The following is a 25,772-nucleotide window of genomic DNA, read 5'->3' as shown; positions in this document are numbered from 1 at the left end:
TCTGGCCTTAGCATCTACGGGCGCCGGCGCCCGGTAAACAGGCTGACCAGGAACAGAATAATACCGACGACAAAGACAATTTTTGCCGCCCAGGCTGCCGTACCCGCCAGGCTACCGAATCCTAAAGCGGCGGCAATTAAGGCGATGACCAGAAAAATAATGCCCCATCGAAACATAATGCTCTCCTTACCATAGTGGATAACGGTCGCTTTTCTACGCGCTCAGGTCGCGCAGGCACCAACCCTGTCGTGCTCTGATTAAACGGCAGTCGCCGAAAAATTTATTTAGTGAACGGTGTTATTGGACGCTGAGGTCATTTTTCACGGTTTTTACGCCGGTGACGGCTTTAGCTATCTCAACGGCGCGTTCTGCCTGCTGACGAGACGCCACCGTCCCTGACAGACGCACGGTACCGGCGCTGGTTTCAACCGTCACCTTCCGCGAAGGGACAATATCGTCGGCCAGCAGCTTTGCTTTGATTTCACTGGTAATCGCCGTATCGCCAGCGTAGCCCTTCAGGCTTGCAGGCTGCTCGTTGGCGACGCTCAGCTTGTCGTTGACCGTCGAGACGCCCTTAACCTCTTTCGCTATTTTGACCGCCTGCTCTTTCTGCTCGGTACTCTCTACCGAGCCGCTCAGGGTGACCGCTTTATTCTCGGTTTTCACCGAGATATCCGTGCTGCGGATGCTTTTATCATCGATCAGCGCCGCCTTAACTCTGGCGGTAATGGTGCTGTCGTCCATAAAGTCGCCGACTTTATTCATCGAGCTATCGACAGCCTGCCCGGCGCTGTTGGCAACGGACTTTGCGCTGTCCGTCGTTGAGTTGTCCGCATATGCCGAGGCGCTGATCATAGCCGAGCCCAAGAAGAGCGCCAGCATCTTGCTGGTATTCTTTCGTCTTGTCATGGTGATCTCCTCGTTATTTCTATATCGGTAAAGCTAAATAAGTAGTTTATTAAGCCAGCATTTTGAAAATTGCTTATTAAATATAGTAGAAGGTCGCAAGGAAGGAGGGAAATATGCATAAAAAAATGGGCGAACGGAAAAAATTAAGAACTTTCTTTAGCGGCGGGGACGGCGGGAAAATCGAGCAGAGCGCGGCACAGGCCGCGCTCCAGAAGGGATTAGTGCTCGCGCGTTTTGCGGAACATCACTTCAGGGTAACGCTCCTGAGTCAGGTTAAGGTTCACCATCGTCGGCGCAATATAGGTCAAGTTATCGCCGCCATCGAGAGCCAGCTGAATTTCGTTTTTACGTTTAAACTCTTCGAATTTCTTCACGTCGGTCGATTCGACCCAGCGGGCGGTCGCCACGTTGACCGATTCGTAAATCGCTTCCACGTTATATTCGCTCTTCAGGCGCGCAACCACCACGTCAAACTGCAGCACCCCGACGGCCCCGACGATCAGATCGTTATTGGCGATCGGACGGAAGACCTGTACCGCACCCTCTTCAGAGAGCTGAACCAGCCCTTTGAGCAGCTGTTTCTGCTTCAGCGGATCCTTCAGACGAATACGACGGAACAGCTCCGGCGCGAAGTTCGGAATGCCGGTGAACTTCATCATCTCGCCCTGGGTGAAGGTATCGCCAATCTGAATGGTGCCGTGGTTATGTAAGCCGATAATATCGCCAGGGTAGGCTTCTTCAACGTGCGAGCGATCGCCTGCCATAAAGGTTAGCGCGTCGGAAATCACCACGTCTTTGCCAATACGCACCTGACGCAGCTTCATGCCCTTTTCGTACTGCCCGGAAACCACGCGCATAAAGGCGACGCGGTCGCGGTGTTTCGGGTCCATGTTGGCCTGAATTTTAAACACAAAGCCGGTGAACTTCTCTTCTTCCGCGCGGACTTCGCGCGTATCGGTCTTACGCGGCATCGGCGCGGGCGCCCAATCCACCAGGCCATCCAGCATATGATCGACGCCGAAGTTACCTAAAGCCGTCCCGAAGAAGACCGGGGTGATTTCCCCTGCCAGGAACAGCTCTTTATCAAATTCGTTGGAAGCGCCCTGCACCAGCTCCAGCTCATCGCGCAGCTGCTGCGCGAGGTCTTCACCGACCGCGCTGTCGAGATCCGGGTTATTCAGGCCCTTAATAATGCGGACTTCCTGAATAGTGTGGCCCTTACCGGTCTGATAAAGATACGTTTCATCTTTATAGAGATGGTACACGCCCTTAAACAGCTTCCCGCAGCCAATCGGCCAGGTGATCGGCGCGCAGGCGATGCGCAGCTCGTTTTCAACTTCGTCCAGCAGCTCCATCGGATCGCGGATATCGCGATCGAGCTTGTTCATGAACGTCAGGATCGGCGTGTCGCGCAGACGGGTCACTTCCATCAGCTTACGGGTGCGATCTTCGACACCTTTGGCCGCATCGATAACCATCAGGCAGCAGTCCACCGCCGTCAGCGTACGATAGGTATCTTCAGAGAAGTCTTCGTGGCCCGGGGTATCCAACAGGTTAACCAGGCTACCGTGATATGGGAACTGCATCACCGACGTGGTAATAGAGATACCACGCTGCTTTTCCATCTCCATCCAGTCCGATTTCGCGTGCTGGTTGGAGCCGCGGCCTTTAACGGTACCGGCGGTTTGAATCGCCTGTCCGAACAGCAGCACCTTTTCGGTGATGGTAGTTTTACCGGCATCCGGGTGAGAAATAATGGCAAAAGTGCGGCGCTTGGCCACCTCCTGCAGATAAGGAGACAACGTCATAATTGAATCTTCTTAGTAAACGCGGCAACCGGCCACGCATGTTAAATACGAAAAATTGCGGCTATTTTACCCATCAACGGGGGGGAGGCAATCAGTGTTTACACAGGAGCTGCTCCAGTTCGCTTAACGAGGTTACCGTCCAGTCCGGGCGGAGACCCTCAGGCAGCTCGCGCTGATGGGCGTTGAGCCAGCAGGTCGCGAGGCCGGCGTTGACGCCGCCGCGAATATCAGACTCTGCGGTATCCCCTACCATCAGCACGCGGGAACGATCCGGGAAGCCCGCCTGCGCCAGGGCGTAGTCAAAGATCCGCGCATCCGGCTTTGCGACGCCGACTTGTTCAGAAATAATCAATAAATCAAAGTGATCGCGCAAACCGGTGCGTTCCAGACGGATCTGCTGCAGCGAGGTGAAGCCGTTGGTAATAATCCCCATTTTCACCTTACCCTGCAGCGCGTTCAGCAGCGATACCGCCCCGGGAAGCGGCGAGCAAATCTCGGCCATGGCGTTCATAAACGCGTCGTTAAGCTCGCCCGGCGGTACGCTCAGGCGGCTGGCCCAGCTATCAAAACGCTGATGCTGCAGCTGAAGCGAAGTGATGGCGCCGTTTTGGTAGTCCACCCACAGCGGCTTATTCACGGCCTGATAGTCCTGAAAATCTTCAGCGGTAAACGTCACGCTATAGTCGAGGAACATCCGCTGTAAACCGGTGAAGGAGTCAAACGTAAACAGCGTTTCATCGGCATCAAAGAAAATCCAGTCCCACTTCATCGTATCACCTTGTCTTACATGCTTAGCGGTAGAGCCATAATGAGTGCATCCTCACGGCCGTCGGCGGTGGGGTAGTAGTTGCGGCGGATGGTCGCCTCGTTGAAGCCCAGGCTTTCATACAGCGCAATGGCCGTAGCGTTAGAGGCGCGAACCTCCAGCCACAGCGTGGCGACGCCGCGTTTTTCGACCTCATCAATCACCCGCTCCAGCAGCTCTCGGCCGAGGCCGCGCCGCTGGAAGGCCGGATCGACGGCGATGTTAAACAGGGTCGCCTCGTCCAGCACAATTTGCGTAATGGCAAAGGCCGCCATTTCACCATCGACCGCCAGCTGGAGATTCAGGTAGCGTTCTCCCTGATTGCTGGCGAAGGTTTGCTCGCTCCACGGAAAAGCGTGGGCGCGGGATTCTATTTGCCAGGCTCGGGGCAAATCAGCCGTGTTGAGGGTAGAAATCGTGTTCATGTGCGCAGATTTGTTGCCAGAGCGCCATACGGGCAGGCGCGCTGGTCTGGAGTTCATCAAAAGCGGGCGAGGTTACCTGTGCGCCCGCCAGCAGCAACGGTGCGTCCGTGCCTAACCGCCAGCTGTTACAGCGGCCGTTCTGTGGCAGCATGGCCACGCGGTCTGGCGTCAGCTGCAGCACCTGATCCGGCGTCAGCGCCAGCGCCCGTAGAACATCGCCGATTAGCGGTTCGCTGAGCGACGGCGGATTTTCCGCCACCATCACCAGACGAATATGCCCAGCCAGTGAGATAGCGATTTCGCCCTGCAACGCCCCGGGGCGACGCAGCGACCACTGGGTAATGCCCAGCTGCTGTAATTGCCAGTCTCGTCGGGATGTCATAGCGAAACACTCCTGTTAATCAAGCGCGCAATATAGCAAATCCGTCGTATTTGCGCCAACAAACTCCGCCCCCGTCGGCGGCAGAATACGGCGATGCTCGCAGGGACAGCCAACAAAGAGGCAGCGCTAAGGATAACGTGTATAATCGGCGCCAGTCTTAATGAAGGAGTGTTTCATGTCTGCTTTTACCCCGGCAAGTGAAGTCTTGCTGCGCCACAGTGATGATTTCGAGTCCGCCCGCGTTCTGTTTGCCGGTGACCTGCAGGATGACCTGCCCGCACGTCTGGACACCGCCGCCAGCCGCGTCCACACCCAGCAGTTTCACCACTGGCAGGTGCTGAGCCGCCAGATGGGCGAGAGCGCCAGCTTTGGCCTGGTGGCGCAGGCCAGCGACGTCGCCGATTGCGATACGCTGATTTACTACTGGCCGAAGAACAAGCCGGAAGCCCAATTCCAACTGATGAACCTGCTGTCGCTGCTGCCGACCGGTATCGATATTTTCGTGGTCGGTGAAAACCGCAGCGGCGTGCGCAGCGCCGAGCAGATGCTGGCCGACTATGCGCCGCTGACCAAAATTGACAGCGCCCGCCGCTGTGGGCTGTATCATGGTCGTCTGGAAAAACAGCCAACCTTCGATCCTGAGCAGTACTGGGGCGAATATCCGCTCGACAACCTGACGATTAAAACCCTGCCGGGCGTATTCAGCCGCGACGGGCTGGACGTCGGTAGCCAGCTGCTGCTCTCAACGCTGACGCCGCATACCAAAGGTAAAGTGCTCGACGTCGGCTGCGGAGCGGGCGTGCTGGCGACCGTACTGGCAAGCCATTCGCCGAAGGTCCGGTTAACCCTTTGTGACGTCAGCGCGCCAGCGGTAGAAGCCAGCCGCGCCACCCTCGCCGCCAACGGCATTGAAGGTGAAGTCTTCGCCAGCAACGTCTTCTCCGAAGTTAACGGCCGGTTTGACATGATCATTTCCAACCCGCCGTTCCATGACGGCCTGCAGACCAGCCAGGAAGCGGCGCAAACCCTGATTCGCGGGGCGGTACGCCACCTCGGCAGCGGCGGCGAGCTGCGCATTGTCGCTAACGCCTTCCTGCCTTATCCGGACGTGCTTGACGAAATCTTCGGCTTCCACGAAGTTCTCGCGCAGACCGGCCGCTTTAAGGTCTACCGCACCGTGATGACCCGCCAGGCGAAGAAATAACGCCTTGCTACCGTCCGGCGACGTCACCGCGCGTCGCCGGCCTTTTACCGCCTCCCGCCGCGCCTTTTTGCAACAATCAATTCCGCCAGCACAATTAACTATTGACGAATAGCTGAAAACCACTAGAATGCGCCTCCGTGGTAACGATACTTTCATAGTGTCGATGGTATGCGAAGGTGGCGGAATTGGTAGACGCGCTAGCTTCAGGTGTTAGTGTCCTTAGGATGTGGGGGTTCGAGTCCCCCCCCTCGCACCATCATCCACGTAGATATCGCTCGCACTGTGCGAAGGTGGCGGAATTGGTAGACGCGCTAGCTTCAGGTGTTAGTGTCCTTAGGATGTGGGGGTTCGAGTCCCCCCCCTCGCACCAACGAAGCGATATCGAAATTAAGAATACTGTGCGAAGGTGGCGGAATTGGTAGACGCGCTAGCTTCAGGTGTTAGTGTCCTTAGGATGTGGGGGTTCGAGTCCCCCCCCTCGCACCAATATTCTTACTCTCCCCTGAATTACCCCATCAGCCTTAAATTCAACGTCATCAGCATAATCCCGCTGACCAACGCCACGCATGACGGTAGCAACACGAAATGACGCAGCTGTCGGTGCCAGATCATCACGGCAGACATCAGCAGTCCCAGGGTTACCAACCCGCGCCAGGCATCCAGCGACAAATCAGCAAATCCAAGAGCAGCAATGACTGCGCCCGGAAGCAGCACGCCCCACCCGCTGCCTAAAGTCCGCTGCAACATGTTTTCACCTCTCATAACGATAATGATAACCAATATCATATGATAGCTTTTATCATTTGTCATGTTAACCAGAACGGATACTTTATTCTTTACGTTTGCGGTAATGACATACATTCATGAAGGTGATAAATTAAGCGCGAAACGCTTATATATTAAAACATTTGATTATTTCGCAAAAACCTTATATTGCGCATTGCTTTTTATTGTTCATTTTTGGCAGCCATCATTTTGAAATTTAACGACTAATAATGATATCCCCCATATGACTGCACAATCCTGGCGAGCTCATTACGAAAAAAAATATCAGTATTCCTTACGGCTTTTTTTAGTCCTCAATTTGATTTCAGCACTCTTATCCCTGGCCAGCCCGCTCTTTACCGTCGTGAGCTTTACCCTGCCCTGCACCCTGATTTTTGCCTGCAGCGCCGGTTTATTGTTATGGCACTGGAAATTCACCCAGCGCAGAATAAATATTTCCTTTATTTCTCTGATATTTGGTCTGCTGTGGGCCTGGCACGTTTGCGAAAAATCATCAATGATGCCGCCACCGCATTTTAACTTTCTGGTGATCGCCCTGTTAAGCGTCCTGTTTATTGGCGCAATCGCTTTTTCCAATAATATCATTGCGTTTACCCTGCACTCCTTACCCACTTTTATTGCCTGTCTGATCCTTGCGGAAGGCGAGCAGTGGCTGCGCATGCTCTACTGCTTTATGCTGCCCATTGCCGGCATCACGATGCAAAACCTGATTCAGAAACGCAGCGATACCTTTACCCAGGGGCTGATGGATAAGCTGCTGAAGGAACGTAATACGCTGAATGACCTGAGCATGCTCGACCCGCTTACCGGGCTGTACAATCGCCGCGGTTTGCAAAACCGGCTGGATACCCTCCTGGCCCTGGATGGGAATAGCCATCATGTGCTGCTGCTGGATATCGATCACTTTAAAGCCTACAACGATCACTACGGGCATATGATGGGCGACCAGGCGCTGATTCAGGTCTCCGCCGCGATCCGTAACGCCGTTCGTTCACGGGATATTGTGGCCCGTTTCGGCGGGGAGGAGTTTATGGTGCTGCTGACCAACAGCACGGCGGAAACCGCTCAGCAGGCAGCGGAACGGATCCGCCAGCGGGTCTACGATTTGAAAATCGCCCACATGTTTAATGAAAGCGTCGCCACCAACGTTACCATCAGCATCGGGTTGACGCCGCTCGTCGATGCCGATATCGACGGCGCCCTGAAACGAGCGGACAGCGCGCTCTACGAAGCCAAAAACCTGGGCCGTAATATTATTCTCGCCAGCTAACCCCACCTCCGCGCCGCCAGGGAAGCGCCGCGCGGACAAAGATCTTGCCATCCTTTACGCAAGCAACTAGTATCAGCAATCATTATCATTTAGATTTGTATCTGGCGATCTGATGGCTTACCGTTCAATTCCATTCAGCAACGACATTATCTGGCAGGCCCCGTTTCAGCCGGCTGAGCATGCGCTGGCGGACGCCATACGGGAAAAAATCACCGCCTTGCGCCCGCATCTGCTGGATTTTCTCCGTCTGGATGAAGAGGCCCCGTCCTGCGCGCTGACGCTTGCAGAGTGGTCCTCACCGGTTACCCTGAGCTCCCTGCTCGCCACCTACTCCGATCATATCTATCGCAATCAGCCAACGCTGCCGCGGGAGCAAAAACCGCTGCTCTCGCTGTGGGCGCAATGGTATATCGGTCTGCTGGTGCCGCCGCTGATGCTGGCCGTGTTAAGCGAAGAGCAAACCATCAGCCTGGCGCCGGAACATTTCCGCGTCGAGTTCCATGAAACCGGCCGGGCAGCCTGCTTTTGGATCGACGTCCACTCCGCAACCATCGGTAGCGGGCAGTCGCCGCAGTCGCGGATGGAAACGCTGGTCAATGACGCCCTGCAGCCGGTGATTCAGGCGCTGGAAGCGACCGGAGATATCAACGCGAAGCTTATCTGGAGCAATACCGGCTATTTGATTAACTGGTATCTGGGTGAGATGAAGACGCTGCTGGGAGAGGAGCGGGTAGCGGCTCTGCGCCAGCACTGCTTCTTTGAAAAGCAGTTTGCCGATGGCCGCGATAACCCGCTATGGCGTACGGTCGATATCCGTGAAGGCGCGCTGGTACGGCGTACCTGCTGCCAGCGCTACCGCCTGCCGGACGTCCAGCAGTGCGGAGACTGTACGCTAAAATAATCCGCTTTTTCACGCGGGCGGCCTTAGCGCCGCCCGCCTGCTTTTATGCCGTTTGCTGGCTCTCTTCCGCCACGCGCTGGGCCTCTTCCGCCTCCTGCTCTAACAGCTGTTTCTCGTATACCTTAAAGAACGGGAAGTAGATGATGGCTGAAACGCAGGCCAGAAGAATCACCAGGACCGCCGCGCGGAAATCCCAGCCCAGCGCCCATGCTGCGCCAATCGGCGCCGGGGCAGTCCAGGGGACAACCGAAATAACCCGGCCGATCAGATCCAGCTTCATTGCCGCCCAGGCGAGCACGGCGTTCACCATCGGCGACAGCAGGAACGGAATAAAGAACACCGGGTTCATGACGATGGGCGTGCCGAAAATAACCGGTTCGTTAATGTTAAACAGGCTCGGTACCACGCTCAGACGGCCAATAGACCGCAGATGGGCCGAGCGGCTGCGCAGATAGCAGATAACCAGCCCCATGGTGGCGCCAGAGCCACCTATCACAATGAAGAACGTCCAGAACGCCTCCATAAAGATGTGCGGTAACGGCGCGCCCTGTGCCAGAGCCTGCTGGTTCATACCCAGGTTGGTCAGCCAGAACATCTGCAGCATACCGGAGACAATGGCCGCCCCGTGGATCCCTGCAAACCACAGCAGATGACCGATCAGCACCGCCAGTAAAATTGCCGGCAATGAATCCGCGGCGGAAACCAGCGGTTTAAAGACGGACATAATGGCCTGCGGAATAAGCATGTCAAACTGATGCTGAATAAACAGGCTGAGCGGATAGAGCGTCAGCACCACCACCAGCACCGGGATCAGCAGGTCAAACGAGTTTTTAATCATCGGTGGAACCTGATCCGGCAGGCGGATCCCGATGTTATGCGCCTTCAGAAAGCGCATCATCTCAACGCAATAGATCGCGACCAGGATCGCGGTAAAGATCCCCGTTCCGCCGAGGCTATCCACCGGTAAAGTGCCGCTCGTTTTCGGTGCCGCAACCAGCAGGAATGCCATAATTGACAGCATGCTGCACATAAAGGGATCGAGCTGGTGAGATTTTACGTAATGCTTGCCGAGATTATAAGAAATCGCCGCGCAGATGTAGATAGACATAATGCCCATCGTCATATCGAACGGCGTCAGAATGCGTCCTTCAAACTCTTTTGCCAAATCCAGCCAGGCGCGCGCGAAGCCCCAGGTGGTATCAGGGGAAAACGGCGGATAGGCAAACACCAGCAGAAATGAACCGACGATCATAAACGGCATGGCCGAGATGAAGCCGTCACGGATAGCCATCACGTGGCGCTGCGACGAGATTCGCCCGGCGACAGGGCTAATATAATTTTCTACAAAGCGGAATATCAGATTAAACGCAGCATGGTTAGCAGACATAGCAGCCCTCCTGACAGGCTATAGAAACAGGCCCAACAACGATTATCCTGCCGTTGTGATGAAACATGTTCTGTGAGCGAAAAAGCACATTAGCCATTCGCCCAGCTATACTGCTCAAGTCAGTACGATTCATACACGGCTCTTTGTTATAAGTGACGCAGGGAAGTTACCCATTCAGTATTCATCTGAGCGACCATAACCGCAACCGGTTACAGTAACCGGTTGCGGTGATTGTGAAGAAGATCCAGAAATTGGAAAAATTCTCGATTATCAGCCGGCAATATTTACACTCCACGAGGCTTATGCCAGATTAAAATGGGCATTAATCAGGAGATCCTAATGAGTCTGCAGTCCGTACGGCAGTTTTTTGCCGAACACGCCCCCGATATCGAAATCATCGAGCTCACGCAAAGCACCGCGACCGTGGCCCTCGCCGCTGCCGCGCATCACGTTGAGCCGGGACAAATCGCCAGGACCCTGTCGTTAAAGGTGAAAGACCGGGTGATACTCGTCGTCTCTCGCGGCGACGTGCGTCTGGATAATAAAAAGCTGAAGGACGCGTTTGGGGCGAAGGCCCGCATGCTGAGCAGCGATGAGGTCGTCACGCTAACCGGCCATCCCGTTGGCGGCGTATGCCCTTTCGGCCTGGAAAATCCGCTGACGGTCTATTGCGATATTTCGCTGAAGCAGTATCAGGAAGTCCTGCCCGCGGCCGGCGCCATCCACAGCGCGGTACGCATTTCTCCTGACCGGATGGCCCAGCTCACCGGCGCGACCTGGGTTGACGTTTGCCTGTAAAAACGGGCGGAGGGTTACCCGAGGCACTCCTCCGCCGCGTCCTCGTCGAGGGCCGATAAATGCATCAGGATATCGGCCGCGCTCAGCAGGCCGAGATCTGAACTGACGCCGAGCTTATTCATGGCGTTGAACTTATGGGCGCGGATGGTTTTGATATTACGATCCAGCCGGGCCGCTATTTCTGGCAACGAATAGCCGTAGGTCATATAGCGAAGAATATGCTGTTCCGTTGGGCTCAGAATTTGGCTGCCGAGGCCCGGTCCTGGGCTAATCAGCACCTCGTCCGCCTGCGGCGTCGGGTTAATCAGCTGAATAAGCTGCTCCTGCAAGCGCAGGCGGCAGATCGATTTATTCAGCACGCCGTGCAGCATGGAGGGCGTCAGCTGGCAGACTAAACGCGCTTCAGCGCTATCATGCGCTAAAACGATGCGCCGTATTTCAGGACTGGAACTGGCGATTTCATGAAGAAAAAGCAGGCTCTCCATGCGGAAGAGGCGATTGCTGAAAAGTGAAAAAATAACGGCGATAGCGTTTGTCGACTGCAGCGTCCGGCGCAGCGATTGGGTATCTTTAAAAAATCGCACAATATAATTACCCGACCCCGCGCCGGTTAATATATGGCGCAGCGCCAGTTTGGTCAGCATGCATTTTTCTACGACAGCGACATATCGAGGTGAGGTGTTTTTTTCCATTGCTTTTGTTCTCCAAAAGCGGCGTAGATATTCAGCTCCTTCATTCCCTGAGCGCTATTAATCCAGGCATACATCTGCGCATTGCTGCGCAAAGAGAGGCGGCGCATAGCGCTATTTTTCTGCGCGCTAATCGTTTTATTACTCTTTTTCAACAGCGCGGCAATTTGATTAATTCCCCAGCCTTTCGCCAGCAAACGTAAAACCTTACGTTCAGAAAGCGTCAGAAAAACTGCCGTTGGCCGATTTTCTTCACTATTTCCTGACGCGGCGGATAAGAGCGTCTGGCTGATTCTCTCCCGCGTCGTGCCATCCGCGTGAATAACCTCAAGCAGATGTTTTACGGAGTCGTGGCTGGAAACGAGGGTGCTTTGCGCGCAGACTAATATCTCCATGGCCTGGAGATCGCAGGCATGGCCAATCATATAGACCCAATGAATATCGCTATATTGGGTCATCAATGAGTGATACTCCCCGCACACCTCGCGGAGCTGATGGCTTTCACCTGATAAATCAGCGATAACCAGCGCTGCCTGCCGTAGCTGAAGCAGAGTCAGCTCCTCCGGAGAGCCGCAAACGCCGAAGGCGTATTCGGGAAGGTGCTCCCCGGCAATTGCCTTCAGCCCACGCTGCATAACCGGTATTTTACTGATAATAATGCCGTATTTACCCTGTCCCGGTAACATAAACCCTCCGCTTCCCATCGAAGACTCGCGCCTTTAACAATAAAGATAAATAATTTGGCGGCCGTTGTATTACTGTGCCAGATAGATCTTTATTAGTCTGGCGAGGAATTGAGTCTGACCTTGCCAACCATCAACGCTAACACAGGCAATAACGCTCAATAAGTTAGAAAAATTTAAAATCAAAGTTAGAAAAAGTAATTTATTGCGGGGCAGAATAACGCTATTTCATTTGATGCTATTTCTGAAGGCCTTTGGCGACACGCCGCTGTAGCGTCGGAAAAAACGAGAGAAGTAGGTTGAGTCGGAAAATCCTAGGTAATCAGACAGTTGAGCTATCGTCATCCCGGTATACTGCAGATTACGCCGCGCTTCAAGCATTAGCCGATGGTGCAAAACCTCCAGCGCGCTGCGGCCATGAAATTCACGGCACAAATAATTAAGGTGCGTCGCCGATATACCCACCCGCCTGGCGTACTCTGCCAGCGGGAGATGTTCGCGATAGTGGCTCTCAATCAGACGAGAAAAGTGACGCATGGCGCTGCGTTTCTTCTCCGCTCTGTCTGCCGTTACCGGAGCCGGGAGGCAGCGTCGGTTCAGCCACACCAGCAGCGCGCCGAGCAGCGAATGGAGCATCATTTCACGCGCATCAAGCTCTTCACAGTACTCCTCGCGCAGCGCCGTAAACAGCGCCCGAACGTGGCCTCGGGAGCGCCTGACCGGCACGCACTGCGGCTGGCTAAGCACATCGAGCTGGCGGCCAAACTGGTTTTCAAAACGGCTGAGCAGCGGCAGCGCCAGCGAGAGCACGAATCCCTGGGTGCCAGGTGAAAAGCGAAATCCGTGAACGCACAGCGCCGGTACCACCTGGATGCAGGCTTCCGTCATCACGGTGGTCACGCCCTCAATCTCAATCTCAGCGCTTCCCTTATGGAGATACAGCAGCTGCACCAGCTCGGCGTGCTGATGCATGCGGATATGCCATTCGTACAGGCTGCTGCGCTGCAAAATAGACTCGCAGTGCAGGAGATCCGGCGTCGGCCAGTCTCGTTCTTCCCCATACAGCTTAAATACGGGAACGCTATTCGCTGCCTGCATCACGACTCCTGCCCTTTTCAACGCTACGCCACGCGCTCCATTGGCAGACCGACATAGTTTTCCGCAATGGTGGTCAGCCCGGCCCGTGAGCCAAAATAATAGCGGCGATCGGCCGCCTGCATTTTTTTATCAAACTCGCTCTGCTGCGGGAAATCATGCAGCAGGCGGGTCATAAACCAGCTGAATCGCTCGCCTTTCCACACGCGATCCAGCGCAAAACGCGAGTAGCTCGCCAGCAGGTCGTCACGACCGTGGTGATAGTATTCGCGCAGGATCCGCCACAAATAGTTGACGTCTGAGGCGGCGAGATTCAGCCCTTTCGCCCCGGTTGGCGGCACGATATGCGCCGCATCCCCGACGAGGAAAAGCCTGCCGTACTGCATCGGCTCCACCACGTAGCTGCGCAACGGCGCGATGCTCTTCTCAAGTGAGTGACCAGTCACTAACTTTGTAGAGAGCTCGTCCGGCAGGCGGTTCTTCAGCTCTTCCCAGAAGCGTGCGTCCGACCACTGCTCCACCTTATCGCTGAGCGGTACCTGTAAATAGTAGCGGCTACGAGTTAGTGAGCGCTGACTACATAGTACAAATCCGCGTTCATGATGAGCATAAATCAGCTCGGGGTTCACCGGCGGCGTATCGGCCAGCATCCCCAGCCAGCCAAACGGCCAGACGCTTTCATACTCTTTAAGGAGCTCACGCGGAATGCTTTGCCGCGACACGCCGTGAAAACCATCGCAGCCGGCGATGAAATCACAGCTCAGCCGGTGCGTTTCCCCGCCGCTGACGAAGGTGATGGCCGGCCGATCGCTTTTCGCATCCTGAATCACCACATCGCTGACGCCATAAACGATCGGCGCCCCGCAGTCGGCACGGGCCGCCATTAAATCCCGGGTCACCTCGGTCTGGCCGTACACCATCACGCTTTTCCCACCGCTGAGCGCCGTCAGGTCGAGCGGAACGCGCTGCCCCTCAAACAAAAACTCAACCCCGTGATGCACCAGCCCTTCCGCGTCCATCCGCTGCGCCACACCTGCTTCACGGAGCAGATCGACGGTGCCGCTTTCGAGGATACCTGCCCGGATCCGCCCGAGGACGTATTCAGGCGTCTGCCGTTCGAGGATAACGGTTCGAATCCCCGCATTATGCAACAGCTGCCCCAGCAGCAGCCCGGAGGGGCCGGCACCGATTATCGCGATCTGAGTTTTCATAGGGGTATCTCGCTCTCGAATGGTTAATTATTTGTTTGTTTTTTGTTTATTAAAAGTTTTCATGTGCATTTTTGATAAGTCAGGTGGGAAAAAGAAGGCAATAACGGCGGTAAAAACTGCACTTTTCAACAGTTTTAGCAAAGTGTGGTGCAGTTCAAAATTTATCCATACCGCCGGGAGCCGGCTTTTTGCACATTGTTTGATCCCGACCCCCTCAGGCAAAGCGAGAGTTCAGGTTAAAGTAGCGACGGACACTACGGCATCGGGCGTTACTGACGGCAGGTATTTATGCAAGCAGATCGGACAGTTCAGCGCACAATTACGCGATTGTGCATTCAGTGTGGTCTTTTCTTACTGCAACACGGGGCGGAGAGCGCGCTGGTTGAGGAGCTTTCTACTCGCCTGGGGCGGGCGTTAGGCATGGACAGCGTCGAGAGCGCCATTTCCTCGAATGCGATTGTCCTCACCACCATCAAAGACGGCGAATGCCTGACCTCAACGCGCAAGAATGTCGATCGCGGTATTAATATGCACGTAGTGACCGAAGTGCAGCATATTGTGATCCTTGCCGAGCATAAGCTGCTGGATTATAAAGATGTGGAAAAGCGCTTCACCCAGATAAAACCGCTGCGCTACCCGCGCTGGCTGCTGGTGCTGATGGTCGGGCTCTCCTGCGCGTGCTTCTGCAAATTAAACAACGGCGGCTGGGACGGGGCACTGGTCACCTTCTGCGCCAGCACTATCGCCATGTATATCCGCCAGCTGCTGACCCACCGCTCGATGCATCCGCAGATTAACTTTTGCATCACCGCCTTTGTGGCCACCACTATCTCCGGGCTGATGCTACGCCTGCCGACGTTTGCCAGCACGCCCACCGTGGCGATGGCCGCCAGCGTGCTGCTGCTGGTGCCCGGCTTTCCGCTGATCAACGCCGTGGCGGATATGTTCAAAGGGCATATCAACACCGGCCTTGCGCGCTGGGCGCTCGCCAGCCTGCTGACCCTTGCCACCTGCATTGGCGTGGTGATGGCGATGACCATGTGGGGGCTGCGCGGATGGGCATAATCACATATCTGTTTGCGCTGGCTCAGGACATGGCGCTGGCGGCCATCCCTGCCGTTGGCTTCGCGATGGTCTTTAACGTCCCGCAGCGGGCGCTGCGCTGGTGCGCGCTGTTGGGCGCCATTGGCCACGGTTCACGAATGGTGATGATGACGGCGGGCTTTAACATCGAGTGGGCCACCTTCCTTGCCGCCCTACTGATTGGCTGTATCGGCATTCAGTGGTCGCGCTGGTACCTGGCCCACCCGAAGATCTTTACCGTTGCCGCGGTGATCCCGATGTTCCCCGGCATATCCGCCTATACGGCGATGATCTCGGCGGTCAAAATCAGTCATTTTGGTTATTCTGAAGAGATGATGATTATGCTGTTAAGCAACTTTTTAAAGGCATCGTCTATCGTTGGTGCGCTCTCTATTGGCCTTTCTATTCCTGGCCTGTGGCTGTACCGCAAGCGTCCGCGGGTATAGCAAGCGGAGCCGCCGGGATGGCTCAGCCGCTCCATCCCGGCCGGGCGCTGTGCTACTATGTGTGCTATTCCCCCTCTCTATCGTTGTTCAGAGTTGAGATAGTGTTATGTCTTCGCGAATTTTAACTACCGATTTTAGCGGCCTGGATGATTTCATTCAGGATCCTGCGGCCATTCTCGCAAAATCGGCCGGCGGTGCCGTTGCCGTTTTTGCCAACAATACTCCCGCCTTCTACGCGCTGACGCCGGAACGCCTGGCCCAGCTGCTTGAACTGGAGAGTAAGCTGGCACGCCCTGGCAGCGATATCGCGCTTGATACGCAGTTCTTTGACGAGCCGACCGCCGCGCCGGCCGCGATCCCTATGGGGAAATTCGCCATGTACGCCGACTGGCAGCCGGACGCCGATTTTCAGCGCCTCGCGGCGCTGTGGGGTATCGCCCTCAGCCAGCCGGTGACGCCGGAAGAGCTGGCGGCATTCGTTGCCTACTGGCAGGCGGAAGGCAAAGTTTTTCATCACGTGCAGTGGCAGCAGAAGCTGGCGCGTAGCGTGCAAATCGGTCGTGCCGGCAACGGCGGCCAGCCGCGTCGTGATGTGAATACGGTCAGCGAGCCGGATAACCATATTCCACGAGGGTTCCGAGGATGAGCATGAAAAACGTTGGCGAACTGATGAAGCGCCTGCAAAAAATGATGCCTGCTCATGTCGAACCGGCGTTTAAAACCGGCGAAGAGCTGCTGGCGTGGCAGAAAGAGCAGGGCAAGCTGCGTTCTGAAGCCCTCGAGCGGGAGAACCGGGCGATGAAAATGCAGCGGACGTTTAACCGCTCCGGCATCCGCCCGCTGCACCAGAACTGTTCGTTTGAGAACTACCGGGTTGAATGCGAAGGCCAGATGAACGCGCTCTCCAGAGCGCGCCAGTACGTTGAAGAGTTCGACGGCAACATCGCCAGCTTTATCTTTTCCGGCAAGCCCGGCACCGGTAAAAACCACCTTGCGGCCGCCATTTGTAACGAGCTGCTGCTGCGCGGTAAATCGGTGCTGATCATTACCGTCGCCGACATCATGTCGGCAATGAAGGACACCTTCGGCAACCGGGAGATCAGTGAGGAGCAGCTGCTGAACGATCTCAGCCGGGTCGATCTGCTGGTGATCGATGAGATCGGCATGCAAACCGAATCGCGCTATGAAAAGGTGATCATCAATCAGATCGTCGATCGCCGCTCCTCATCAAAGCGCCCGACCGGGATGCTAACCAACAGCAACATGGACGAGATGAACAAGCTGCTCGGCGAGCGCGTGATGGACCGCATGCGCCTCGGCAACAGCCTGTGGGTGATTTTCAACTGGGATAGCTATCGTCACCGGGTCACCGGCAAAGAGTATTAAGACATTTCCGATCTCAGGCGGCGTTATACTCAAGAAATTCTTATATAACGACGAAGAGTACCGTTTATGAAATCTGCTAAATCCCTGTTCCGCTGCAGCGTCGCTGCCGCGGCATTTCTTGTCACCGGCGCGCAGGCTGCCTCGTGGCAGGACTCTCTCTCCAGCGCCGCCAGCGAGCTCAGCAGCCAAAGCGGCTCGCAGCAAAGCGGCGCGCTGTCGATGTCCTCGCTGACCGGCCTGCTGAACGGCGGGAGCCAGTCGCTGACCGCCAGCAGCATGAATAATGCCGCCGGCATTATGTCGTACTGCGCGAAGCAGAAGCTCTCCTCGGTGACCAACACCGAAAACGTCAAAAACCAGGTGCTGGATAAGCTCGGCCTCGCCACCCCGGAAAAACAGAAACAGGACACCGGTTATCTTGAAGGTTTGCAGGGTCTGCTGAACAGCAATAACGGCCAGCAGCTGAACCTGAGCACCCTCGGCAGCAGCCCGCTGGCGGAAAAAGTCAAAACGCAGGCCTGCGATCTGGTTCTCAAACAGGGCGCGAAATTCCTCTCCTGATCCTTTCCCCAGATGCCGCGTTTGGCGCCTTTGCCTGGCCAACGCGGCCGCAGCCCCATTTTTTAACATTGATGGCCTCATTTTCCCCCGTAGGGAAGGATGAGACGTCGCTCAAAAATACCAATTTATAAACCAATTCTGAACCACAGCACAGTTTCATGACTCTACAATTGCAGCAATATGGCGCTGCCATTACAGTATATCGTGGAAAGTGATCTATTCGGCTAGCGGTCAGCTGGCGCTAATGAGGGTAAGCTGTGTCAGAGTTGTTATCCATCGCCCTGTTTCTCACCTCGGTGGTGATTTATGCCTTGAAGGCCGGTCGCAATACCTGGTGGTTTGCCGCTACGCTAACGGTGCTGGGCCTGTTTGTGGTCCTCAACATCACCCTCTACGCCAGCGATTATTTCACCGGCGACGGCATTAATGACGCGGTGCTTTATACCCTGACCAACAGCCTGACCGGCGCGGGCGTCGGCAAATATATCCTTCCCGGCGCCGGGATTGTCGTGGCGCTGGTGAGCGTTTTCAGCGCCCTGGGCTGGATACTCCGTCGACGCCGTCATCATCCTCACCACTTCGGCTATAGCCTGCTGGCGCTGGTCCTCGCGCTGGCCTCCGTTGACGCCAGCCCGGCGTTCCGCCAGATTAGCGAGCTGGTGAAATCCCAGTCCCGCGACGGCGATCCGGATTTTGTCGCCTACTATAAAGAGCCGTCGAAAAGCATCGCCAACCCCCAGCTCAACCTGGTCTATATCTACGGCGAAAGCCTTGAGCGCACCTATTTTGATAACGACGCGTTTCCCGACCTGACGCCCGAGCTCGGCAAACTGAAAAGCGAAGGCCTCGATTTCAGCAACACCGTGCAGCTGCCTGGCACCGACTACACTATCGCCGGGATGGTCGCCTCGCAGTGCGGCATCCCGCTGTTTGCGCCGTTTGAAGGCAACGCCTCGGCCTCGGTCTCCAGCTTCTTCCCGCAGAATATCTGCCTCGGCGATATTCTGAAAAACTCCGGCTACGAAAACTATTTTGTGCAGGGTGCCAACCTGCGTTTCGCCGGAAAAGACGTGTTCCTCAAGTCTCACGGCTTCGATCATCTGTACGGCGCTGAAGAGCTGAAAACCACCGTTGCCGACCCCGCCTACCGCAACGACTGGGGCTTCTACGACGACACCGTGCTGGATGAAACCTGGAAAAAATTCGAGCAGCTTTCGCAGTCCGGTAAACGCTTCTCGCTCTTTGCGCTAACGGTGGACACCCACCATCCTGACGGTTTTATTTCCCGCACCTGCCAGCGAAAAAGCTATGAAATGGGCGGTAAAAAGAACCTCTCCTTCAGCGCGGTAAGCTGCAGCCAGGAACACATCGCGGCGCTTATCGAGAAGATCAAAGCCTCGCCCTATTTCAAAAACACGGTGATTGTGGTCTCTTCCGATCACCTGGCGATGAAAAACAGCGCCTGGGAATACCTGAACAAGCAGGATCGCAGCAACCTGTTCTTCGTACTGCGCGGCGACCAGCCGCAGCAGGATACGCTGGCGGTGAAGCGTAATACCATGGACAACGGCGCCACGGTGCTGGATATCCTCGGCGGCGATAACTACATCGGCCTTGGCCGCAGCAGCCTCTCCGGGCAGTCGCTTTCCGGCATCTTCCTCAATATGAAAGATAAGGTGCTGGCCTGGAAGCCGGACGTCATCCGCCTGTGGAACTTCCCGAAAGAGATGAAAAACTTCACCGTCGACGCGCAGAAAAGCATGGTCTCCTTCTCCGGCAGCCACTTCCGTCTGCCGCTGCTGCTGCGGGTCTCCGATAAACGCGTCGAGCCGCTGCCGGAGAGCGAATACTCCGCGCCGCTGCGCTATCAGCTGGCCGATTTTGCCCCGCGCGATAACTTTGTCTGGATCGACCGCTGCTACAAGATGGGCCAGCTGTGGTCCAGCGAGCTGGCGCTCTCGACCGACTGGTGCGTATCGCAGGGCCAGCTCGGCGGCGAGCAGACCGTCCAGCGCGTCGATAAGGCCCAGTGGCAGGGGAAAACGGCGTTTAAAGATACCCTTATCGATATGGAGCGCTACAAAGGCAACGTCGATACGCTGAAAATTGTCGATAACGATATTCGCTATAAGGCCGATAGCTTCGTGTTTAACGTCGCCGGCGCGCCGGAAGAGGTGAGGCAGTTTAGCGGCATCTCCCGGCCGGAATCCTGGGGCCGCTGGTCCAACGCGCAGCTCGGCGGCGAAGTCAAAATCGAGTTTAAGAACCCGCTGCCGGAGAAATTCGATCTGGTGATCACCGCCAAAGCCTACGGACCCAACGCCAATAAGCCGATCCCGGTTCGCGTCGGGGATAGCGAACAAACGCTGACGCTGGCCAATGACGTCTCCACCACCACGCTGCATTTCGACAACCCGTCGCGCAGCGATACGCTGATCATCGTCCCGCCTGACCCGCAGTCCACCAACGAAGGCAATATTCTCGGCCACGCGCCGCGCCAGTTGGGCATCGGCATGGTGGATATAAAAATCGTCAAGCGCGAAGGCTAAGCCCGTCCGTCCGGCTCTCTGCGGGCCGGACGGCGCGGCGTAAAACCGCCGGCGACCCCGTTTTATTACCGCCCGGCAGAAGCCTCGCCGGGGAACTCCACGCTCATCTCATACTGCTGCAGCGCCATGGCCGCATATCCCGCCGCGCTAAACAGCGGCGTAAACGACTGCGGAACGCTGACCGAGGTGCCAAGACCGGGGAACTGCCGGGCAAGGGCAATAAGCAGCTCGCGCGCCAGGCCGCGGCCGCGGGCGGCAGGTTCGACCCACAGCAGCTGGAGCTGCGGCTTAGCGGTGAGCGTCGCCAGCACCGCGAACGCCTGCTGATTAAGCGTCAACGCGCGGCACGGCAGCGTATTGAAGGTCATCGGGTCTATCAGCCACGGCAGCCGGCCGTTGATTTCCGCCCCCGCCCTGCGCGTCAGCGCCAGCACATCGTACGGCTGCAGCAGCGGCGCGCCCTCGCCCTCCGGCTGCGCGCTCAGATAGCCGCAAAGCCCGTGACGAACGCGAAAGCCCAGCGATTGATACAGCGCAACCGCGGCGTGATTATTACGGATCACCTCCAGCCACATCCGCCGCACGCCCCGGGCCTGTAACGAGGCCATCAGCGACACCATCAGCGCGCGGCCGGTTCCTTTTCCCCGCCAGGCCGGCCGCACGGCAAAGGCCGCCAGCCTGGCCGCATCGCCACGGCGGGTGATAATGGCGATTGCCGCCGGCGTATCCCCCGCCAGCCAGACGCAGGAATCCAGCAGGCTCAGCCCTTCAGCGCTGAAGCGCTGCACAAACACCTCGACCGACAGCGAAACGGGCACCAGATAATCTTCAAAACAGTCGCTAAGGATCGTCGTCAGCTGTTCGCTGCTAAAGCAGGTGGCGGGAACGGCGGTCAACTCCATACGTTTCTCCCAAAGGTGCTATGCTGAGGCAATGAAAACTAACACTATAACTGCCGAAGTGACATTGCGCCTGACCGGGGAAAGCGATATTCCCCGGCTGCCCGCTATTGAGCGCTCGGCAGCGCAGGCTTTTCGTCAGATCCCCGCTCTCGCCTGGCTGGCAGACAGCGCGGTCATCAGCGCCCGGGAGCATTATCAGTATCTCGAAACGGACCACAGCCTGCTGGCCATCGGCGGCGGCGAGCCCGTTGGCTTTCTGCTGAGCGAGCCGCTCGATGATGCGCTGTTTATCGTGGAGATCGCCGTCCATCAGCAGTGGCAGGGGCGCGGCATTGGCCGGATGATGCTGACGCGGGTCGCTGACACCGCCCGCGCTATGGGCTATCCGGCGCTGACGCTGACCACCTTCCGCGAGGTCCCGTGGAACGCCCCGTTCTACACCCGCCTGGGATTCTGCATGCTCGATGAGCAGCACCTGCCGTCCGGGCTGGCGGCCAAAAGGCAGCGGGAAACGGACCACGGCCTGCTGCCGGAGACCCGCTGCACCATGCGCCTGGCGCTGTAGCCCACATTGCCGCTCCGGCGCTGCTTTTTCCACCCTGAATATGGTACAAAGTATCATTACACATTTAGCGACTGATACCCGTATGGCCTACTCGATCGATATCATCTCCTGCATCACCGATCGCTTTCTCGAGCTGACCGTTACCGAAAAGCGGATTGCCCAGTTTATTCTCGACGACGTCGCCGCCGCGGCTGAGCTGCCGATTGCCGAAATTGCCCGCCTGACCAGCACCAGCCAGGCCTCCGTCACCCGCTTTGCGCGGGCGCTGGGGTGCAAGGACGTCCGCGAGCTGAAAATGAAGCTCGCGCAGTCGCTGGCGGTCGGGCAGCGCTTTATCCTGGATGTCCCGGATCTGGAGGGCGTACAGGGGATCTACGAGTCAATCATTGGCGTCCTCGAGACCAACCGCCGGGCGCTGGATATTAACGCGCTGAAGCGCGCCGTCTCCTGGCTTAGCGACGCCCGGCAAATACTGGCGCTCGGGATGGGCGGCGGCTCGACCATCTGCGCGCAGGAGATCCAGTATCGCCTGTTCCGCCTCGGCCTGCCGGTCGTCAGCCAGAACGACGGCCTGCTGGTGCGCATGATGAGCTCGGCGGTAACGCCGAAGGACGTGGTTATCGTGCTGTCGCTGGGGGGCTATACCAAAGAGATCATTGAAAGCGCGGCTATCGCCAGGCAGTACGGGGCGAAGGTGATTGCCATCACTCCGGCGGATACGCCGCTGGCGGAGCAGGCCGATCTGCTGCTGCCGCTGCTGGTGCGCGAAAACGACTATATTTTCAAACCCAGCACCTCGCGCTACGCCATGCTGGCGATGGTCGACGTACTGGCTACCGAGCTGGCGATGGCCAACAAGCCGCAGGCAAAAGACCGCCTGCGGCGCATCAAGCTGGCGCTCGACAGCCACCGCGGCGGCGTCGACCGTCAGCCGCTAGGCGACTAGCTCCCGGCCGGCGGCAATAAAGCGCTGCGCCTGCTCGCGGGTGCGCGCTGCCGGCTGCCCGGCGCGGTAGAGATCGCTCCCCAACCCCGCGCCGGCGCATCCGGCCTGCACCCAGGCGGCGAGGTTATCCGGCGTCACGCCCCCCACCGCCAGCACCGGCACCTCCGGGGGCAGCACCGCCTTCAGCGCCCGAATATAGTCGGGACCAAACGCGGAAGAGGGAAAAATTTTCAGCCACTGCGCGCCAGCGTCCAGGGCGTTAAACGCCTCGGTCGCGGTAGCGCACCCGGCGCAGACCAGCATCCCCTGCGCCACCGCCCGGCGGATCACTGCCGGCTGCGTATTCGGCGTCACCACCAGCTTCGCCCCCGCCGCGGCGAGAAAATCCACCTGCTCGACGTTAAGTACCGTCCCCGCGCCAATCACCGCCCGCTCGGCAAAGCGGCCGACCGTCTGCGGAATACTCTGCTGCCAGTCAGGTGAATTCAGCGGGATTTCAATATAGCGAAAACCGGCGTCCACCAGCGTCTCAACGTGTTCCGCCGCCTCTGCGGGGCCAATACCGCGCAAAATCGCGACCAGCTTAACTGCGTTCATCCATTATCCTCGCCATACCGCTCAAAAATGCCTCATCGCCGCTGCAGCTCTGTACGACCCGACCTTGCGCCGACATTGCCCGCCGGTAGCGGGCAGTCAGCGCCGGATCGCCCACCAGGGTGACGGCGGCGCTGCGGTAGCGCTCGCCAAAGGCCGCCACCTCGGCGCCAATCAGCAGCCCGGAGAGATAGTCGCTGACCGAAGCCGGCGCCAGCGCCCCCAGCAGTCGGGCGGCGCGAGCGGTAAACAGCTCGCCCGCCAGCGCTGAGGTCATGCCTTTTTCCAGCCCCTGCTCAAAAGCGGCGTCGTCCGGCCGCTGCTCGGGAAGCTGCCTGCCAATCAGCGACTGGCTCAGCAGCAGATGATGCAGCTCCCCGGTCATGGCGGTGGAGAAATGCTGCACGACTCCGCGCTCTACCTGCACCCACTTGCTGTGGGTGCCCGGCATAATATAACAATCGGCGGGGGCGATTTGCCCGGCGCCCAGCAGCTGGGTCTCTTCACCGCGCATCACGCCGTACTCCCCGGCCTGCTCGACCTTGAGACCAGGTACAATCCACACCTTTTCGGCGACGCCGAACAGCCGGCGTCCCGGCGCGTCGATGGCGGCGGGACAGGCCAGGTACGGGACCGGGCACCAGCCGGCGTCGCTGCCGACCATCCCGGCCATTAATACCGGCAGCGCCCGTTCGCCGCGCCAGGGCGCCAGGTGCTGGCGGAATATCTCCGCCGGCGCCTCGCCGTTAAGCCGGGAGATCCCCAACGGCAGCTGTTTCGTTGCCACGCATTTCCCGTCGCGTATCAGCCAGCCGCGCAGCTGGGTGGAGCCCCAGTCGACGGCAATATAGTCCTGCATTCGCGCCCCCTTAGCCCTGCGACGTATTGCGTTTGCCGATCGCCAGCGGCGGTGCCGCCGGGGTGCTTTCCCGCTCGCGAGTGATCATCTCCAGCGCCTCTTCGCGGCTCATGCTGCTCGCCGGCGTCAGCAGCGTAACGACCACCGAAGCCACCAGGCTGGTGAGCACCGACGGAATACACGGGTTGCCCCAGAACGCCAGCCAGTCGCTGTCCATCAGCACGGCGACCGATGCGCCGGCGCCGCCGGCCAGCGCGGCAACCGCTCCCTGCCAGTTAAAGCGCGTCCAGAAGCGGCCGAGCATGGTGCAGATAAACATCCCGGACATAATCATCGAGATCATTTTGGTGATGTAGCTAATGATGTCGTTGGAGGTCAGGGCGAACACCAGTGCCAGGGCAATAACCAGCACGAGGAACATCCGCGACAGGCGAATCGCCCTTTCCGGCGCGGGCATATGGCCGGTCACCAGGGTGTAAAGGTCGCGCAGCATAATCGAGACGGCGGCGATGGCGTCAGAGCTGCCGGAGGACATGTTGGCCGACATCCCGGCGATCAGAATCGCCATCGCCAGCACCGGCGGCAGGACCTGGGTGGCAAACAGGAAGGCAAAGCCGCTGTTTTCGAGATTAGCGTTCATCGTCCATACCGCCATGCCGATAATCGCCGGCAGGAACGAAAAGCCGAGATAGAGCAGGCCGGTGATGGTGAACGACTGGCGCACGGAGGAGACGGTTTTTGCCGAGTAGATACGCTGGCGGTAGGACGGCGTTGCCAGAACCCCCACGCCAATCACCACCGCCAGAGAGAGCGCGGGCAGCACGCCGAGCTTATCGACGGCAAACAGGCTCTGGGCCGCCGGATCAACCGCCTGCTGAATATGGCTCCAGCCGCCGACGTGATGGACCGCGAGGATCGCCATTAAAATAAAGCCGACGAACAGGACAATCGATTGAATGGTGTCGATCCACACCACCGCCGAGTAGCCGCCGATACCGACGTAAACCACAAAGGCCAGCGCAATAATAACTTTGGCGACGTTGATATCAATGCCGCTGGCCCACGCGAGGTACAGACCGCCGCCCAATATATGGGCGCCGAGCCAGCCGATCGAGGCAATAAAAATAAGGATCGCCACCAGGTTTTTAATAATTTTGCTGCCGCCGGTGTAATACGACATCTCTTCGCTCATGGTCATAAAGCGAAATTTACGCACCGGGGCAAAGAGCCACGCCACTAGCAAAATGCCGACCGCGCCGCCGAGGCCGTACAGCATCCCCGCCCAGCCGTTGCTGTAGCCAAAGCCTACGGCACCGACGCTGGAGCCGGTTCCGACCATGGTGCCGACCGTCGACCCCAGCGTCAGGAACATCGGCAGGGAGCGCCCGCCCAGCAGAAAGTCGTCGCCGTTCTTTTGCTTGCGCGAAACGTACCAGCCTAAGGCGATCATCGCGCAGGCATAAACGGAAAACCAAATCAGGAATGACATATTATTCATTGCTCACATCCAGGCGTAATAAATAATATT

Annotated in this window: 28 protein-coding genes and 3 tRNA genes; 15 read left to right on the top strand and 16 right to left on the bottom strand. The window is 57.5% G+C overall.

All coding sequences use genetic code 11. The annotated features are described in order from the left end of the window. Nucleotides 1-14 precede the first annotated feature (14 nt). The 6 genes from M2416_RS12045 to M2416_RS12020 form a co-directional block, all read right to left on the bottom strand. On the bottom strand, nucleotides 15-176 hold the full coding sequence (locus tag M2416_RS12045) for a DUF1328 domain-containing protein (protein ID WP_004857650.1): 162 nt from the start codon (nucleotides 174-176) through the stop codon (nucleotides 15-17). A 121-nt stretch (nucleotides 177-297) separates the two neighbouring features. Then, a complete protein-coding gene (gene osmY / locus M2416_RS12040) occupies nucleotides 298-909 on the bottom strand; it encodes a molecular chaperone OsmY (protein ID WP_259224148.1) in 612 nt (203 codons plus the stop codon). A 218-nt stretch (nucleotides 910-1,127) separates the two neighbouring features. Continuing rightward, entirely contained in the window at nucleotides 1,128-2,717 is a 1,590-nt protein-coding gene (gene prfC / locus M2416_RS12035) for a peptide chain release factor 3 (protein ID WP_041143943.1), read from the bottom strand. 91 nt (nucleotides 2,718-2,808) lie between these two features. Further along, nucleotides 2,809-3,486, bottom strand: a complete 678-nt coding sequence (gene yjjG, locus M2416_RS12030; protein ID WP_259224145.1) for a pyrimidine 5'-nucleotidase — start codon at nucleotides 3,484-3,486, stop codon at nucleotides 2,809-2,811. Nucleotides 3,487-3,500: 14 nt separating this feature from the next. Beyond that, on the bottom strand, nucleotides 3,501-3,947 hold the full coding sequence (rimI, locus tag M2416_RS12025; RefSeq protein ID WP_259224143.1) for a ribosomal protein S18-alanine N-acetyltransferase: 447 nt from the start codon (nucleotides 3,945-3,947) through the stop codon (nucleotides 3,501-3,503). Next, nucleotides 3,916-4,329: a DNA polymerase III subunit psi gene (locus M2416_RS12020; RefSeq protein ID WP_041143940.1), complete on the bottom strand. Its 414-nt coding sequence runs from the start codon at nucleotides 4,327-4,329 to the stop codon at nucleotides 3,916-3,918. The genes rimI and M2416_RS12020 overlap by 32 nt, the downstream gene beginning before the upstream one ends. A 175-nt stretch (nucleotides 4,330-4,504) precedes the next feature. On the opposite strand from M2416_RS12020, the gene rsmC reads away from it, so the two are divergent. The 4 genes from rsmC to M2416_RS12000 all read left to right on the top strand — a co-directional run bounded on the left by rsmC (nucleotide 4,505) and on the right by M2416_RS12000 (nucleotide 6,019). Continuing rightward, nucleotides 4,505-5,533 carry a 16S rRNA (guanine(1207)-N(2))-methyltransferase RsmC gene (gene rsmC / locus M2416_RS12015; RefSeq protein ID WP_041143939.1) on the top strand — a complete coding sequence of 343 codons (1,029 nt, stop codon included), beginning with the start codon at nucleotides 4,505-4,507 and terminating at the stop codon, nucleotides 5,531-5,533. A 170-nt stretch (nucleotides 5,534-5,703) separates the two neighbouring features. Beyond that, nucleotides 5,704-5,789 (top strand) — tRNA-Leu (locus M2416_RS12010). 28 nt (nucleotides 5,790-5,817) lie between these two features. Then, nucleotides 5,818-5,903 (top strand) — tRNA-Leu (locus M2416_RS12005). 30 nt (nucleotides 5,904-5,933) lie between these two features. Then, nucleotides 5,934-6,019: transfer RNA gene (locus M2416_RS12000), tRNA-Leu, on the top strand. Nucleotides 6,020-6,040: 21 nt separating this feature from the next. On the opposite strand, the gene M2416_RS11995 is transcribed toward M2416_RS12000, so the two are convergent. Then, nucleotides 6,041-6,280, bottom strand: a complete 240-nt coding sequence (locus M2416_RS11995; protein WP_041147516.1) for a DUF1435 domain-containing protein — start codon at nucleotides 6,278-6,280, stop codon at nucleotides 6,041-6,043. A gap of 262 nt (nucleotides 6,281-6,542) precedes the next feature. Between M2416_RS11995 and M2416_RS11990 the strand changes: the two genes are divergently transcribed. Together M2416_RS11990 and fhuF are read left to right on the top strand one after the other, a co-directional pair. After that, a complete protein-coding gene (locus tag M2416_RS11990) occupies nucleotides 6,543-7,589 on the top strand; it encodes a GGDEF domain-containing protein (RefSeq protein ID WP_076946450.1) in 1,047 nt (348 codons plus the stop codon). A gap of 112 nt (nucleotides 7,590-7,701) precedes the next feature. Beyond that, nucleotides 7,702-8,490: a siderophore-iron reductase FhuF gene (fhuF, locus tag M2416_RS11985; protein WP_259224141.1), complete on the top strand. Its 789-nt coding sequence runs from the start codon at nucleotides 7,702-7,704 to the stop codon at nucleotides 8,488-8,490. Between the two features lie 43 nt (nucleotides 8,491-8,533). Here fhuF and M2416_RS11980 read toward each other — a convergent pair whose 3' ends face one another. Further along, complete coding sequence (locus M2416_RS11980; RefSeq protein ID WP_259224139.1) at nucleotides 8,534-9,877, bottom strand: PTS sugar transporter subunit IIC; 1,344 nt, start codon at nucleotides 9,875-9,877, stop codon at nucleotides 8,534-8,536. Between the two features lie 339 nt (nucleotides 9,878-10,216). Between M2416_RS11980 and M2416_RS11975 the strand changes: the two genes are divergently transcribed. Beyond that, nucleotides 10,217-10,675 carry a YbaK/EbsC family protein gene (locus M2416_RS11975; protein WP_041143935.1) on the top strand — a complete coding sequence of 153 codons (459 nt, stop codon included), beginning with the start codon at nucleotides 10,217-10,219 and terminating at the stop codon, nucleotides 10,673-10,675. A 14-nt stretch (nucleotides 10,676-10,689) separates the two neighbouring features. Here the strand turns inward: M2416_RS11975 and bglJ are convergent, their stop codons facing one another. The 4 genes from bglJ to pobA all read right to left on the bottom strand — a co-directional run bounded on the left by bglJ (nucleotide 10,690) and on the right by pobA (nucleotide 14,353). After that, nucleotides 10,690-11,367, bottom strand: coding sequence for a DNA-binding transcriptional activator BglJ (gene bglJ / locus M2416_RS11970; RefSeq protein ID WP_259224137.1), 678 nt, complete (start codon nucleotides 11,365-11,367; stop codon nucleotides 10,690-10,692). Next, nucleotides 11,328-12,050: a helix-turn-helix domain-containing protein gene (locus tag M2416_RS11965; RefSeq protein WP_076946453.1), complete on the bottom strand. Its 723-nt coding sequence runs from the start codon at nucleotides 12,048-12,050 to the stop codon at nucleotides 11,328-11,330. The genes bglJ and M2416_RS11965 overlap by 40 nt, the downstream gene beginning before the upstream one ends. 225 nt (nucleotides 12,051-12,275) lie before the next feature. Continuing rightward, nucleotides 12,276-13,145, bottom strand: coding sequence for a helix-turn-helix domain-containing protein (locus M2416_RS11960; RefSeq protein WP_259224134.1), 870 nt, complete (start codon nucleotides 13,143-13,145; stop codon nucleotides 12,276-12,278). Nucleotides 13,146-13,168: 23 nt separating this feature from the next. After that, the gene (gene pobA / locus M2416_RS11955) at nucleotides 13,169-14,353 is read right to left on the bottom strand and encodes a 4-hydroxybenzoate 3-monooxygenase (RefSeq protein WP_259224133.1); all 1,185 of its coding nucleotides are present in this window, start codon (nucleotides 14,351-14,353) and stop codon (nucleotides 13,169-13,171) included. 288 nt (nucleotides 14,354-14,641) lie between these two features. Here pobA and M2416_RS11950 point away from each other — a divergent pair, with 288 nt between their 5' ends. The 6 genes from M2416_RS11950 (at nucleotide 14,642) to opgB (ending at nucleotide 20,378) form a co-directional block, all read left to right on the top strand. Further along, nucleotides 14,642-15,418 (top strand): threonine/serine exporter family protein, encoded by a 777-nt coding sequence (locus M2416_RS11950; RefSeq protein WP_076946456.1) that lies wholly within the window; start codon nucleotides 14,642-14,644, stop codon nucleotides 15,416-15,418. Continuing rightward, on the top strand, nucleotides 15,409-15,882 hold the full coding sequence (locus tag M2416_RS11945; RefSeq protein ID WP_041143930.1) for a threonine/serine exporter: 474 nt from the start codon (nucleotides 15,409-15,411) through the stop codon (nucleotides 15,880-15,882). The genes M2416_RS11950 and M2416_RS11945 overlap by 10 nt, the downstream gene beginning before the upstream one ends. Before the next feature lie 106 nt (nucleotides 15,883-15,988). Then, nucleotides 15,989-16,528, top strand: a complete 540-nt coding sequence (dnaT, locus tag M2416_RS11940) for a primosomal protein DnaT (RefSeq protein WP_041143929.1) — start codon at nucleotides 15,989-15,991, stop codon at nucleotides 16,526-16,528. Nucleotides 16,529-16,530: 2 nt separating this feature from the next. Continuing rightward, on the top strand, nucleotides 16,531-17,268 hold the full coding sequence (gene dnaC / locus M2416_RS11935; protein WP_041143928.1) for a DNA replication protein DnaC: 738 nt from the start codon (nucleotides 16,531-16,533) through the stop codon (nucleotides 17,266-17,268). Between the two features lie 66 nt (nucleotides 17,269-17,334). Continuing rightward, a complete protein-coding gene (locus M2416_RS11930; RefSeq protein ID WP_259224127.1) occupies nucleotides 17,335-17,829 on the top strand; it encodes a YjjA family protein in 495 nt (164 codons plus the stop codon). 257 nt (nucleotides 17,830-18,086) lie between these two features. Then, nucleotides 18,087-20,378 (top strand): phosphatidylglycerol--membrane-oligosaccharide glycerophosphotransferase, encoded by a 2,292-nt coding sequence (gene opgB / locus M2416_RS11925; protein ID WP_076946458.1) that lies wholly within the window; start codon nucleotides 18,087-18,089, stop codon nucleotides 20,376-20,378. A gap of 65 nt (nucleotides 20,379-20,443) precedes the next feature. On the opposite strand, the gene M2416_RS11920 is transcribed toward opgB, so the two are convergent. Beyond that, nucleotides 20,444-21,280 (bottom strand): GNAT family N-acetyltransferase, encoded by an 837-nt coding sequence (locus M2416_RS11920; RefSeq protein ID WP_259224125.1) that lies wholly within the window; start codon nucleotides 21,278-21,280, stop codon nucleotides 20,444-20,446. A gap of 31 nt (nucleotides 21,281-21,311) precedes the next feature. Between M2416_RS11920 and M2416_RS11915 the strand changes: the two genes are divergently transcribed. Beyond that, nucleotides 21,312-21,845 carry a GNAT family N-acetyltransferase gene (locus M2416_RS11915; protein ID WP_045860116.1) on the top strand — a complete coding sequence of 178 codons (534 nt, stop codon included), beginning with the start codon at nucleotides 21,312-21,314 and terminating at the stop codon, nucleotides 21,843-21,845. A gap of 82 nt (nucleotides 21,846-21,927) precedes the next feature. After that, nucleotides 21,928-22,791 (top strand): MurR/RpiR family transcriptional regulator, encoded by an 864-nt coding sequence (locus M2416_RS11910; protein ID WP_041143923.1) that lies wholly within the window; start codon nucleotides 21,928-21,930, stop codon nucleotides 22,789-22,791. Here the strand turns inward: M2416_RS11910 and M2416_RS11905 are convergent. The 3 genes from M2416_RS11905 to M2416_RS11895 are packed head-to-tail and all read right to left on the bottom strand — an operon-like array spanning nucleotide 22,780 to nucleotide 25,742. Continuing rightward, a complete protein-coding gene (locus tag M2416_RS11905) occupies nucleotides 22,780-23,388 on the bottom strand; it encodes a 2-dehydro-3-deoxy-6-phosphogalactonate aldolase (RefSeq protein ID WP_259224120.1) in 609 nt (202 codons plus the stop codon). The two genes, M2416_RS11910 and M2416_RS11905, sit on opposite strands and share 12 nt — an antisense overlap. Then, nucleotides 23,375-24,244 carry a 2-dehydro-3-deoxygalactonokinase gene (locus M2416_RS11900; RefSeq protein ID WP_259224119.1) on the bottom strand — a complete coding sequence of 290 codons (870 nt, stop codon included), beginning with the start codon at nucleotides 24,242-24,244 and terminating at the stop codon, nucleotides 23,375-23,377. Before M2416_RS11900 ends, M2416_RS11905 begins: the two co-directional genes overlap by 14 nt. Before the next feature lie 10 nt (nucleotides 24,245-24,254). Next, entirely contained in the window at nucleotides 24,255-25,742 is a 1,488-nt protein-coding gene (locus M2416_RS11895) for a sodium:solute symporter family protein (protein WP_132513420.1), read from the bottom strand. Nucleotides 25,743-25,772 lie beyond the last annotated feature (30 nt).

The organism is Klebsiella sp. BIGb0132 (assembly GCF_024810075.1).
Classification (GTDB): domain Bacteria; phylum Pseudomonadota; class Gammaproteobacteria; order Enterobacterales; family Enterobacteriaceae; genus Klebsiella; species Klebsiella terrigena.
This window is presented reverse-complemented; position numbering and strand designations above follow the sequence as displayed.